The following is a 13,757-nucleotide window of genomic DNA, read 5'->3' on the forward strand; positions in this document are numbered from 1 at the left end:
CGGCGGTGTCGAGTACGTAGCCGATGCGGTCGGCGGGCTGGTCCAGGTCCAGCGGCACATATCCGCCGCCGGCCTCGAGCACCGCGTACATGGCGACCACCAGGTCCGTCGAGCGCCGCAGTGCCAGCGCCACCCGCGCCTCGGGACCCACGCCCGCCTCGACCAGCCGCCGCGCCAACCGGCGCACGCGGGCGCCGAATTCGGCGTAGGTCAGGCTCTCGCCGGCCTCGCGATCCACCACCGCGACCGCATCCGCGTGGGTGCGTGCTGCCTCGGCGAACAGCTCGGGAAGCAGTGTCGCGGAACCGATCTCGCGCGAGGTGTAGTTCCACTCGCGCAGTTCCCGGTCGGCCTCGAGCGCATCGATCAGCGCGATGTCGCCGATGGGGCGGTCCGGATCGGCCACCACCGCCGCCAGCACCCGGTCCAGGCGCTTGGCGAATCCGGCGATCGTCGGTTCGTCGAAAAGGTCGAGCGCATAGGAGAATTCGGCGGACATACCCGCCGCCACACCCTCGGCGTCCGGCGCCTCCTGCAGCGTCAGCTGGAGGTCGAATTTCGCCAGCCGGGCGTCGTAGTCGATGCCGTTGACCGACAGGCCCGGCAACTCCAGGCTGGCGTGGCGGATGTTCTGGAAGGCCAGCATCACCTGGAACAGGGGATGCCGCGCCTGCGAACGGGCCGGGTTGAGCACCTCGACCAGCCGCTCGAACGGCACGTCGGCGTGCGCGAAGGCCTGCAGGTCGGTGTTGCGGGCCTGGGCCAGCAGTTCGGCGAAGGTCATCCCGCCGTCGACGTTCGTGCGCAACACCAGCGTGTTGACGAACATGCCGATCAGATCGTCGAGCGCGGCCTCACCGCGACCGGCGACCGGCGTGCCGATCGCGATGTCGGAGGTACCCGACAGCCGCGCCAGCAGGATCGCCAGCGCACCGTGCACCACCATGAACGGCGAGGCGTTGTGGGTGCGGCCGAGGTCGGCCAGGCGCCGCTGGGTTTCCGGCGAGATGACGAACGAATACGTGCCACCGCGATACGACGCCACCGCCGGGCGCGGCCGGTCGGCCGGCAGCACCAGTTCGTCGGGCAGGTCGGCGAGTTCGCGGGTCCAGTACCGAATCTGGTTGGAGATCAACGAGTTCGGATCGTCCTCCGAACCCAGCACCTCGCGCTGCCACAGCGCGTAGTCGGCGTACTGCACCGGCAGTTCGGTCCAGGCCGGCTGCTCCCAGTTGGTACGCGCGGCGTAGGCGACCATCACGTCGCGGGCCAGCGGATGCATCGACCAGCCGTCGGCGGAGATGTGGTGCACCACCATACCGAGCACGTACTCGGTTTCGCTGATCTCGAAAAGCCGTGCGTGCAACGGGACTTCGTTGGTCACGTCGAACGACATGGAGGCCAGTTCGACGAGGTGGTCGATCAGATTGTGCTCGGTCACCGGGACCGGGGTCAGGTCCGGCACGATCTGCGCGGCGTCGAGCACCACCTGCACCGGCGCACTGCCGGTCTCCGGGAACACCGTGCGCAGCGATTCGTGGCGGTCGATCACGTCGATGACGGCGACCTGCAGGGCGGCCACGTCCAATTCACCCGAGAGCCGCATGGCGACGGGGATGTTGTTGACCGCCGAGGAGGTGTCGTAGCGGTTGAGGAACCACATGCGCTGCTGGGCGAGCGAGAGCGGCACCTGTTCGGGCCGCTCGCGCGCGACCAGCGATTTGCGCGCGCCGTCGCCGGCATGCGATTCCACCCGGGCGGCCAGCGCGGTGACGGTGCTGGCCTCGAACAGCATGCGCACCGGCACCCGGGTGTCGAGTGCGCTGCCGAGCCGGGAGGCGACCTGGGTGGCGATCAGCGAGTTGCCGCCCAGATCGAAGAAGTCGTCGTCGGCGCCGACGCGCGCCAGTCCCAGCACCTCGCCGAAGATCTGGGCGACGATCTCCTCGATCGGCGTTGCGGGCGTACGGAATTCGCGCACCTCGAACACCGGGGCGGGCAATGCTTTGCGGTCCAGCTTGCCGGAGGCATTGAGCGGGAATTCGTCCAGCACCACGACCGCCGAGGGCACCATGTAGCTCGGCAAGCGCTCGCGCAGTGCGGCCTGGATATCCGCGGTCTCGACCTCGTCGGCGGCCACCACATAGGCGACCAGCTGGTCACCGGTGACGGTGTCGATCACCAGGACGGCGGCCTGGTTCACGTCCGGCAGTTCGGTCAGCGCCGATTCGATCTCACCGAGTTCGATGCGCTGGCCGCGGAACTTGACCTGGAAGTCGGTGCGGCCGATGTATTCGAGTACGCCGGGTTGGCCGCCGGGGCGCTCCTTCCAGCGCACCAGGTCACCGGTGCGGTACAGGCGTGCTCCGGGCTCCCCGAACGGATCGGCGACGAACCGTTCCGCGGTCAGATCCGGACGATGGCGGTAGCCGCGGGCGATCTGCGTGCCACCCAGATACAGCTCACCGGCCACACCGGCCGGTACCGGCTGCAACCCCTCGTCCAGCACGTAGGCGCGGGCGTTCCACACCGGCCGGCCGATCGGCACCGCACCACCGTTCACCGCGCCGACCGGCCAGGCCGTGGCGTTGACGGTGAATTCGGTGGGGCCGTACAGGTTGTAGACCGCGGCGCCGCTGAAGCGCCGGAACAGTGCCACCGTGGCCGGGGCCAGCGCCTCACCACCGACGAAAATGGCTCGCAGCGAGGTGCATTCGGACGCGGGGGCGGTGGCCGCGAACACGGCCAGCAGCGACGGCACGAACGAGGTCATGGTGACCTGATGCCGCCAGATGACCTCGGACTGGTACAGCGGATCGCGATGCCCGTCCGGCGCGGCGACGATCACCTTGGCACCGACGGCCAGCGTCGCGAACAGTTCCCACAGCGAGGCGTCGAAGGTGAACGGCGTCTTGTGCAGCACCACGTCGACGTCGCTGATGCCGCTCTCGCTGATCTTCCAGGAGATCTGGTTGACCATCGCGGCGTGGTCGACCGCCACACCCTTGGGCCGGCCGGTGGAGCCGGAGGTGTACAGCACGTAGGCGAGGTTGCCGGGCCGCAGCGCCGCCCGACGCTCGGCGGCGCCGACCGGGCCGGCCTCGAAGCCCGCCAGGTCGACGGTGTCGATCTCGAGCACCGGGCATTCGGTGGTCGACACCTCGTCGCGGGAGGTGGTCAGCAGCACCACCGGGCGCGAATTGGCGAGGACGTATTCGGTGCGCTCGGCCGGGTGGTCGGGATCGATCGGCACATAGCCGCCACCGGCGGCGAGTGCGGCGTAGATCGCCACGAACATGTCGATCGAGCGGCGGATGCCGACGGCAACGAGTTCGTCCGGGCCGACACCGGACTCGATCAGCTTGCGCGCCAAGCGGTTCACCCGCTCGGCGAATTCACCGTAGGTGATCTCCCCGGCCGGATCGACCGCCCCGATCGAGCGTTCGCCCGGGTCGAACAGCAGCGCGGTGGCGTGCGGCCGGATGCGCACCTGTTCGTAGAACAGATCCAGCACCGTGGCGAGCGCGGGCACCTCGTGGGCGGTGTCGTTCCAGTCCACCAGCACCCGGTCGCGCTCGGCCGGATCGAAGACCTCGATATCGCGGACCAGCGTATCCGGCCGGGCCACCACGGCTTCCAGCACCCGCAGATAGCGCCGATTGAATTCGGTGACGGTCGCGGCGTCGAACAGGTCGGTGGCATACGACAGCGCCGCCGAGATTCCGGCGGGTTCGCCGCGGCCGCCGCGCTGTTCGGTCAGCGTCCACAGCAGATCGAATTTGGCGATGTCGACATCGAGTTCGTCGGCGGTGACCGAGAGCCCGGGCAGTTCCAGGGCGGCGTGCGACATCTCCTGGAACGACAGCATCACCTGGAACAGCGGATGCCGGGCCTGCGAACGGGCCGGGTTCAGCACCTCGACCAGTCGCTCGAACGGCACGTCGGCGTGGGCGAAGGCCGACAGATCGGATTCCCGGGTGCGGGTGAGGAATTCGCTGAAGCGCTCGGCGCCGTCGACCTCCGACCGCAACACCAGCGTGTTGACGAACATGCCGATCAGGTCGTCGAGGGCCTGTTCACCGCGGCCGGCGACCGGCGTGCCGATCGCGATGTCCCGGGTACCGGACAGCCGGGCGAGCAACGTCGCCAGCGCGCCGTGCAGCACCATGAACAGCGAAACACCCTGCGCCCGAGCCAGATCCGACAGCCGGGCGTGCAGGCCGGGATCGATGTCGAAGGTGACGCGGCTGCCGTGGAAGCTCTGCAGCGGCGGGCGCGGGCGGTCGGCCGGCAACTCGAGCTGATCCGGCAGTCCCGCCAAAGCCTCACGCCAGTAAGCGATTTCGCGGGCGGCGACGGATTCCGGATCGTCCTCGGCGCCGAGCACCTGACGCTGCCACAGCGTGTAGTCGATGTACTGCACCGGCAGCGGCGCCCACTGCGGAGCGTCGCCCTGCGCGCGCGCCAGATAGGCGGCGGCGACATCGCGGGCCAGCGGGCCGAAGGAGAAGCCGTCCGCCGCGATGTGGTGCACCACGAACGCCACCGCGTAGTCGTCGTCCACGCCGTCGGTGTCGGTCACGCGGTAGATGCGCACCCGGATCGGCAGTTCGCGCGAGACATCGAAGCCGGTGGAGGCGAATTCGGCCAGCACGCCGGGCAATTCGCCGCTGGCGATGGGCGCGACCGGAATGACGAAGTCGACCTCGTCGATCGGCACCACCAGCTGGTAGCCGCCGTCACCGGACTCCGGGAACACGGTGTGCAGCGATTCCTGGCGCTGCATCACGTCCAGCAGCGCCTTGCGCAGCGCGTCGATGTCGACGGTGCCGCGCAGCCGCACCACGAACGGCAGGTTGTAGGTGGGCGCGGCGGGGTCGAACTGGTTGATGAACCACATCCGCTGCTGCGCCAGCGACAGCGGCACCCGGTCCGGGCGATGCTGCGCGACCAGCGGCGGGCGCGCCGCGAATTCGCCGTCGGCGCCGTGTTCGGCCGCGGCGTCGGCCCGGGCCGCGATACCGGCCACGGTGGGCGTCTCGAACAGCGCCCGCACGCCCAGTTGCACGCCGAACGCGGCGGAAATGCGCGCGACGACCTGGGTCGCGACCAGCGAGTTACCGCCGAGGTCGAAGAAGTTGTCGTCCACGCCGACCCGGGGCTGGCTCAGCACGTCGGCGAAGACGCCGGCGACGATCTCCTCGGCCTGGGTGCGCGGGGCGCGGTATCCGGTCGCATCGGCGCTGAACACGGGTTCGGGCAGCGCTTTGCGATCCAGCTTGCCGGAGGTGTTGAGCGGGAACGCGTCCAGCACCATGATCGCGGCGGGCACCATGTAGCTGGGCAGCTTCTCGGCCACGAACCGGGTGAGATCCGCCGAATCGATCGAATATCCCGGCGCCGGAACGACATACGCCACCAGCTGCTGACCGGTCGCGGTGTCGACCACCAGCACGACGGCCTGGCTGACCGCCGGATGGGCGAGCAGATCGGTTTCGATCTCGCCGAGCTCGATGCGCTGGCCGCGGAACTTGACCTGGAAGTCGGTGCGGCCGATGTACTCCAGGACGCCGGTCCCGTCCGCGACCGCAGCGTCGGGCCCGGAAGCGGCAGCCTGCGTCACCACGGAGGGCCCGCGGAGGTCGCCGTCACCACTGCGGCGGCCCCAGCGCACCAGGTCACCGGTGCGGTACATGCGCTCGCCGGGGGTCCCGAAGGGGTTGGCGACGAACCGGTCCGAGGTCAGATCGGGCCGGCCGCGGTAACCGCGCGCCAGCTGCCGCCCGCCCAGATACAGCTCACCCGGGGCACCGATCGCGACCGGACGCAACCGCGAGTCCAGCACGTAGACATCGACGTTCCATTCCGGAATACCGATCGGGACCGTCGTGGTGTCGGCGGCGGTGGCCTCCCAGTAGGTCACCGAGACCGCGGCCTCGGTGGGGCCGTAGAGGTTGTGCAGGCCGGCGTTCGGGTTGATCGCCCGGAACATCGCGGCGGTCTCCGGCGGCAGCGCCTCACCGATGACGAAAACCGCACGCAGCGAATCACATTGGCCCGCGGTGGCGTGCGAGGCGAAGACCGTCAGCATCGACGGCACGAAGTCGGTGACGGTCACCGCGTGCCGTTCGATCATCTGCGCGACGTAGACCGGGTCGCGATGGCCGTCCGGATCGGCGACCACCAGTTTCGCGCCGACCATCAGCGGCAGGAAGTAACCCCACAGCGAGACGTCGAAGGTGGTGGCGGTCTTCTGCAGATAGACGTCGGCCTCGGTCAGGCCGTATTCGTGCAGCATCCACAGCTGCTGGTTGACGATCGCGTGGTGGGTGACCGCGACGCCCTTGGGCCGTCCGGTCGAACCGGAGGTGTAGATGACGTAGGCGGTGTTGTCCGGGCGCAGCGGGGCGAGCCGGTCGGCATCGGTGATCGGCGCATCGGACACACCGGTGGTGTCGAGGGTGTCGATCTGCATCTGCCGCACCGAATCCGGCAGGTCCACCTCGTCGGCGGAACTGGTGAGCACGCAGACCGGCCCGGCGCTGTCGAGGATGTAGGCGGTGCGTTCGGCCGGGTGATCCGGGTCGATCGGCACATAGGCGCCACCGGCCTTCAGCACGGCGTGCATACCGACGACCAGATCCAGCGACCGCCGCATCCCCAGTGCCACCAGCGATTCCGGGCCCACACCGTCGGCGATGAGAATCCGCGCCAGGCGGTTGACCCGGGCGCCGAATTCGGCGTAGGTCAGCGTGCGGCCCTGGAAGTCGATCGCGGTCCGGTCGGGCGTGCGCGCGATCGCGGCGTCCAGCAGGGCCGAGAGCGTGGTGGTCGCCACCTCGTGCGCGGAGCGGTTCCAGCCGGTGACGGTGGCGTCCCGCTCGACGGCCGTGGTGATCGGCAGATCCCACAGGCGGTCCTGTTCACCCGCCTGCAGAAACCGGTCGAAGAACTCGAGGAAGCGCGAATGATGGTGGCGCGCTTCGTCTTCGGTGTAGAGGTTCGGGTTGGTCTCGAAGTCGATCCGGGACCGCGCACCACCCTCGGTCTGATAGAAGTTGACGCCGAGATCCTCGATGGAACCGGTGGAGAGCACATGCAGGCGGCCCGGCGTATCGCCGAGTTTCAGCTCGTCCTGGAACAACATGATGTTGACCCAGGGGCCGAAGAACTCCGTCGTCACCACACCGTCGCCGACGCCCGATTCACGGCTCGCGGCGGCCGCGTCGCGGCGGATGTCCTCGTGCCGGTACCGCTGGTGCCGCAGCGCGCCGGAAACCTCGGTCTGCACGGACCTGAGCAGTTCGGCGACCGTGGTGTCGTGGCCGACGTGCAAGCGCAGCGGAACGATATTCGAGGTGGCGCCGCCCGAACGCCGCATCACGGCGGTCGTGCGCGCGGTGACCGGCAGGCTGAGGATCACGTCCTCGGCATCGGTCCACTGCGCCAGGTAGGCGGCGAAACCGGCGATCAGCAGGGCGGACGGTGCGGAGTCGTGGGCTCGCACGGCCGCGGCGAGCAGATCGTTGCGCTCGTTCGACAGTGCGGCGCCGACCACGGTGTTCAGCGGCGCGGGCGGGGCATTGCGACCGGCGAGGCTGGTGCCCTCCTCCAGACCGGCCACCCGCTGCGCCCAATGTTCCTTGTCGGTCCGGAAGCGGGTGCTGTCGCGGTAGGCGAGTTCGGATTCGACGAGATCCCGCAGGTCGGAGGCCTTGAGCGGTTTCGGTTCGACCCCGTTGCGATAGGCCGTGTAGCGCTCGGCGATCCGGTTCACCTGGTTCACCGCGCCGAAACCGTCGAGTGCGATGTGATGGGCGCGGGAGTACCAGAACCAATGGTCGTCGGCGAGTTGCAATGCCACCGAACGCACCAGGCGGTCGGTGACCATGTTCAACGGGTGGGCGATGTCGGCGCGCATCCACTCGTGCGCCGCGGCCTCCGGATCCTCGGCGTCACGCAGATCGACGTGGTCGACGCCGTCGGTGTCGGCGAGGGTGTGATCGACGTACTGCAGCGGCTGACCGTCACGCTCGACGATGCGCACGAAGCCGGAACCGAGCTCGTGCGAGGCATCCAGGCTCGCACGCGAGAGCACCTCGACGTCGATGTCGCCGCGCAGGTCGACGTACTGGGCGATCGTGATCGGCACCTGCGGATCCAGGTGCTGGGCGTACCAGATTCCGAGCTGCGCCGGCGACAGCGGGAACAGTTGATCCCCCGACACTGCCGCGGGCGTTACCTCGCCGCCAGCTTCGCCGTTTCCGCCGAAATCCAGCCGGTCCAACCCGTAACCTCGCTTCCGGAACGCCACGCAGCGCTCCCCGATGGCACACCGATGCCGACGCTCACCTCATCCGAGCGTGGCGTCCGGCATTCGGGGCTCACTTCGATTGCAATCAGACAAAAATGTTCATAGGACCTATCCGTCCGTCGGGCCGATCTTGTTACATGGGCCCGACCACACCCACCGGCCACGGATCGGCCTCGTTTCGAGATTCGCTGATGAACACCGAACCAATCTACCGCCAGGTACCGACAATGAGCCAAGAAGGGCGATAGCGCTCGGACATCAGCACTGGACTCCGTTGCCCCCGCCACCTCGCGGTTCGGTCCGGCACTGGGAACCCGCTGGGAATTCCGGTTCCGAGTGACGGAAATCGCGGTGCGGGCGGTGGGTCACGCGCCGGGCCCGGACACCGGGTGCCGCTCCCGCCCGGGGTCGTAGAGATGCGACTGCGCACAGTCGAGCGCCGGGGTCAGGGCCCGCCCGACCAGAATCACCGCGGCCTGCCGCAGCCCCGCCGCCTCCACCCGGCCGGCGATATCGGCGAGTGTCCCGCGCAGAATCCGCTGCTGCGGCTGGCTGGCCCGGTAGACCACCACCGCCGGACAGTCGGCGCCGTACTCGTCGGCCAGTTCCGCGGCCAGCTCCCGGATCCGCGTGATCGCCAGATGCAGCACCAGACTGGCCCGCGTCCGCGCGAAATTCCCCAGCGCCTCGGACTCGGGCATCGCGGTCGAACGTGCCTGCGTGCGCGTCAGCACCACCGACTGCACCACCTCGGGCACGGTCAGTTCACTGCCCAGGACCGCGGCCGCCGCCGCATACGCCGGCACTCCCGGCGTCACATCCCAGGAGATGCCCAGTCCGTCGAGGCGCCGGGTCTGTTCGGTCAGCGCCGAATAGATCGACGGATCCCCCGAGCACAGCCGAGCCACATCCTTGCCCGCGGCATCGGCCCGCGCACAGTGCGCGACGATCTCGTCCAGGTCCAATCCCTGGGTATCGATCAGTTCCGCCTCCGGCGCGCAATGCGCCAGCACCTCGGGATCCAGATACGTCCCCGCATACAGGCACACCGGAGATTCCCGCAGCAGCGCCACCGCCCGCAGCGTGAGCAGATCGGCCGCCCCGGGCCCCGCTCCGATGAAATGCACGGTCATGCCCGGAGTCTAGGTGTCGGCGTAAACTCATGCCCGGGGTCATCCACAACGTCGGAGGTGACCACGATGACGAAATTCGTTCAGACCATCGAGTTCAAGACCTCGCGGCTCGACGAGTTCAATCGCACGCTGGATCGGTGGCTGACCGCCACGGAGGGAACGCGTTCGGCGACGCACAGTATGGAAACCAGGGACCGCGACCATCCGGACACCTATCTGCAGATCGTGGAATTCCCCTCCTACGAGCAGGCCATGGCGAATTCCGCGCTGCCCGAGACGACCGGCTTCGCCGAAACCCTCGCCGCCCTGTGCGACGAGCCGGCGGTCTTCCGCAATCTCGACCTGGTGCGTGAGGACGATATGGATGGGGCGGCGAGGACGTCGTTGCTGGTGCGGAATTTCGATGCCGCCGACGAGACACGGGAATTCGAATCCGGCAGCGGGCGCCTCGAGGTCGTGCAGGCACCCTCCGGCGCGGTCGGCCGGGCCGTCTTCGAGCCGGGCTGGCGCTGGTCCACCCACGTCAAGCCGATCGCGGGAACCGACAGCTGCCAGGCCGCGCATATCGGCTACTGCGTGTCGGGGCGGATGCACATCCGGATGGACGACGGCACCGAGTGCGAGGTCGGCCCCGGAGATTTCATGCAGTGCCCGCCCGGCCACGACGCCTGGACCGTCGGTGACCAAGCCTGCGTGATGATCGACTGGGCCGCGGCCGCGGAGTACGCCCGGCGCCGCTGAGTTTCTTCCGGGTACCCGGGGTTCGTCCGGCTACCCGGTCATATTCAGCCCACCGAGGATCTTGTCCGGGCGCACCCGCACGACCAGCTCGCCGGGAACGGCGTTGCGTCGGCCGAATTCCTCGGCGCGGTCCGGACCCATGTACCGCGCCGCGATGGCGGTGGCGGTGCGCAGGAGTTCGGCAGGATCCTCGGAGAGGGTGGCGACGCCCTGCACCTGGAAATAGGCGTACGGCGGTTCGTCCAGGTCCATGCAGAGGGCGACGCGGGGGTCGCGCGCCAGCGCCTTGCCCTTGGCGGTGGTCTTGCCGGTATTGAAGACCAGGTCATCGCCGTCGAGGATGAACCACACCGGATTGACGATCGGGCGGCCGTCGGAGGCGACCAGAGCCAGTTTGCCGGTACGGGTTCCGGCGGCGAGGAATTCCCGCACTTCGGGATCGGTGATGGAAGGCATGAGCACACCCTAGGAAGCGGCGGCCGGTGGGCGGGCCCGACACGCGCCGACGGCCCCGGCCGCGATCGACGTCGGCGCCGGACGTCCTCGTCGCCGGTCAGATGGCCCCGCGCTCACGCGCCCGCGCCACCGCGGAGGTCCGCGATCTCACGCCCAGCTTCGAATAGATATGCACCAGATGGGATTTCACCGTCGTCTCACTGAGGAACAGGTGTTTTCCGATATCGCGGTTGGAGTGTCCGTCGGCGACCAGGCGCAGCACCTCGATCTCGCGGGCGCTCAGGGTGGTGTCGGGTTTGCGGACCCGGGTCATCAGTTTGGAGGCGACCGAGGGCGACAGCACGCTCTCCCCCGCGGCCGCTCCGCGCACGGCGGCGAGGAGTTCCGGTGGCGGCGTGTCCTTGAGGATGTAGCCGCAGGCACCCGCCTCGATGGCGCCGAGAATATCGGCGTCGGTGTCGTAGTTGGTCACCACCAGGACATTCGGCGGATCGGGCAGGGCGCGCAGGGCCAGGGTCGCGTCCACCCCCGATTTGCCGGGGCCGAAGCGCAGGTCCATCAGCACCAGATCGACGTGTGTGGTGGTGCAGAAGGCCACGGCCTCCTCGGCGGTGGCGGCCTCCCCGACCACCGTGATGTCCTCGCCGGAATCGAGCAGGGCCCGCAATCCGGCGCGGACGATGGCGTGGTCGTCGGCCAGCAGCAGACGTATCACGGCAGGTCCTCCCGCGAAATGAGCTCGGCGCCGGCGGTTTCCGAGTCGTGCAGCGGAAACGACACGGTGACGGCGGTATGCCCCGGTTCGGATTCGACGTCCATCACACCGCCCTGCTGTTCGACGCGGCTGCGCATGGCGTTGAGGCCGAAGGTGCCGCCGCCGAAGACCGCGGGATCGATCCCCACACCGTCGTCGACCACGTCGAGATGGACGGCGTCGTCACCGTAGGTGAGCGTGATCCGCATCCGGTCGGCGCGGGCGTGCCGCACCACATTCGACACCGCGCCCTGCGCCACCCGCACCAGCGCGGCCTCGACGGGCATGGGCAGCCGCATCGGGGTCCCCTCGACCACTGTGCGGGCGCTCAATCCGGGTCCCTCGGCACGCCGGGCGATCCGTTCGAGCGCATCACTCAGCGATTGCCCCTCGAGCACCGCCGGGGTGAGGTCGCCGATCAACTGCCGGGTCTCGACCAGATTGTCCGCGGCGGTCTCGCGGGCGAGCCGGATCTGTTGCAGCGCGGGATGATCCGGCGCGTCGCGCTCGGCGGCGTGCAGCAGCATCTGGATGCTGGACAGTCCCTGGGCGACGGTGTCGTGGATCTCCTGGGCCAGCCGTTCCCGTTCGGCGAGTCTGCCGGCGGTGCGTTCGCGTTCGGCGAGAGTGGCTCGGGTGGAGAGCAATTCGTCGATCAGCTGCTGCCGGTCGGCGGCCTCCCGGAACAACGCCCGATACCCCAGGCCGATCGCGATCGCGACGATCGCGCCCAGCACCGGCCCGGCGATTCCCGGAACCGTCCACCCCTCGTGTAATCCCCACCCGACCACCGAAACGACCGTGGCGGCGACGACCGCGGCCAGCCCCCACAGTCGCGGCAGCAGATGCAGATAGAGGAAGAACAGTCCGAACACCAGATACACGGCCTCCGGAACCAGCACGATCAGCGCCAGCCACAGCACCGTGAGCCCGCCCAGCCACACCCGCGCCGCGACCGGACGCCCGCGCAGCAGCCCGCCCGCGAAATAGACGACCAGGAACAGCGCCGCGAGCACGATCACCGCGACGGTGGGCCGGGCGACGTCGTCACCGGGCACGGCCGCCCGCACCATCACCACGACCACCAGCGCCGTCATCAACACATGCAGTCCTACCTGCAGTGCGGCGAAAACGGGGGTGAGTGGAGAGCGGTGCACGCTGCCAGCTTATGCGCGGTTATCGGGGCGGCATCCATCGAAAGGTGGAATCGGCACCCCACCGTCGGGCGGTCGCGAAGTGTCCGCGAAGGCGATGCCGACCGGCGGATTCACCGCGAGGGTGGAGATATGTTCGTCGCACTGCGAGATCTGCGGGCCGCCCGCGGCAGATTCCTCCTCATCACCCTGGTCGTCACCATGGTGGCCCTGCTGGTGAGCTTTCTGAGCGGACTCACGGCCGGACTCGCCCATCAGAATATTTCCGCCCTCGAGCGGCTGTCCGGCGGCAGCGTCGTCTTCGCCGATACCGGCGCCGACCCGTCGTTCGACTCCTCGGCGTTGACCGGCGAACAGGTGCAGCGCTGGCAGCGAGCCGGGGGAACCGTCGATCCGGTGGGCATCAGCCGTAGCCAGGCCGTGCGTGACGGGTCCGCGCCGGCCCAGGTGGCGATATTCGGTGTCGACGGCACAGCGTTCGGCAATGAGGTGGTTACCCCTCCCGGCACCGTGGTGCTGAGTAAGGCCGCCGCCGAGGATCTCTCGGCCACCGCCGGTGCGCGCGTGTCGATCGGCGACCGGACCTTCACGGTCGCGGGGATCGGCGGCGACGACTGGTACGCGCACACCCCGGTGGTCTGGACGACGCTGTCCGACTGGCGGCAACTCGATCCGCGCGGCGGTGCCGCCACGATTCTGGTCGCCTCCGGGGTGCCCGGCACCGATGCGGTGAACAGCGCCGCGCACACCCGGACGACGAGCGTCGAGGGCGCACTGCGGGCGATCGGGTCCTATCGGGCCGAGAACGGTTCGCTCACGCTGATGACCGTGATGCTGTTCGTGATCTCCGCCCTGGTGATCGGTGCGTTCTTCACCGTCTGGACCATTCAGCGCACGCCGGATATCGCGACGCTGAAAGCGCTGGGCGCCACCACGACCGCGCTGGTTCGCGACGCGCTGGGGCAGGCGCTGATCGTGCTGCTGCTGGGTGTCGGCGCCGGGGTCGGGGTGACCGCACTGGCCGGGGTATTCCTCGGCGCAGCGGTGCCGTTCGTACTCAGTGCCGCCACGACCGTGGTGCCCGCACTCGCCCTGATCGGGCTCGGGCTGCTCGGCGCGGTGTTCGCCCTGCGCTTCCTCGTCACCACCGATCCGCTCACCGCGCTCAACAACTCTCGTTGATTCGATTACCGCACAGGAGCTTT

Annotated in this window: 7 protein-coding genes; 2 read left to right on the forward strand and 5 right to left on the reverse strand. The window is 69.0% G+C overall.

The window, feature by feature from the left end:
- Both ON23_RS24010 and cobM read right to left on the reverse strand, forming a co-directional pair.
- Nucleotides 1-8,287: non-ribosomal peptide synthetase (locus ON23_RS24010; protein ID WP_039780972.1), on the reverse strand; the 8,287-nt coding region annotated here is incomplete at its 3' end.
- 392 nt (nt 8,288-8,679) lie between these two features.
- Nucleotides 8,680-9,447, reverse strand: coding sequence for a precorrin-4 C(11)-methyltransferase (gene cobM / locus ON23_RS24015; protein ID WP_039780958.1), 768 nt, complete (start codon nt 9,445-9,447; stop codon nt 8,680-8,682).
- Nucleotides 9,448-9,513: 66 nt separating this feature from the next.
- On the opposite strand from cobM, the gene ON23_RS39420 reads away from it, so the two are divergent.
- Nucleotides 9,514-10,188, forward strand: coding sequence for a cupin domain-containing protein (locus ON23_RS39420; protein WP_223273556.1), 675 nt, complete (start codon nt 9,514-9,516; stop codon nt 10,186-10,188).
- A 30-nt stretch (nt 10,189-10,218) separates the two neighbouring features.
- Here the strand turns inward: ON23_RS39420 and ON23_RS24025 are convergent, their stop codons facing one another.
- The 3 genes from ON23_RS24025 to ON23_RS24035 all read right to left on the reverse strand — a co-directional run bounded on the left by ON23_RS24025 (nt 10,219) and on the right by ON23_RS24035 (nt 12,555).
- Nucleotides 10,219-10,644: a PPOX class F420-dependent oxidoreductase gene (locus tag ON23_RS24025; RefSeq protein WP_039780974.1), complete on the reverse strand. Its 426-nt coding sequence runs from the start codon at nt 10,642-10,644 to the stop codon at nt 10,219-10,221.
- Between the two features lie 97 nt (nt 10,645-10,741).
- Entirely contained in the window at nt 10,742-11,359 is a 618-nt protein-coding gene (locus ON23_RS24030) for a response regulator (RefSeq protein ID WP_039780959.1), read from the reverse strand.
- Nucleotides 11,356-12,555, reverse strand: a complete 1,200-nt coding sequence (locus tag ON23_RS24035; RefSeq protein ID WP_051043238.1) for a sensor histidine kinase — start codon at nt 12,553-12,555, stop codon at nt 11,356-11,358. Before ON23_RS24035 ends, ON23_RS24030 begins: the two co-directional genes overlap by 4 nt.
- A gap of 129 nt (nt 12,556-12,684) precedes the next feature.
- Between ON23_RS24035 and ON23_RS24040 the strand changes: the two genes are divergently transcribed.
- Nucleotides 12,685-13,734 (forward strand): ABC transporter permease, encoded by a 1,050-nt coding sequence (locus ON23_RS24040; protein ID WP_039780960.1) that lies wholly within the window; start codon nt 12,685-12,687, stop codon nt 13,732-13,734.
- Nucleotides 13,735-13,757 lie beyond the last annotated feature (23 nt).

Origin of the sequence: Nocardia cerradoensis NBRC 101014 (assembly GCF_000308535.1) — a bacterium.
Lineage (GTDB): Bacteria > Actinomycetota > Actinomycetes > Mycobacteriales > Mycobacteriaceae > Nocardia > Nocardia cerradoensis.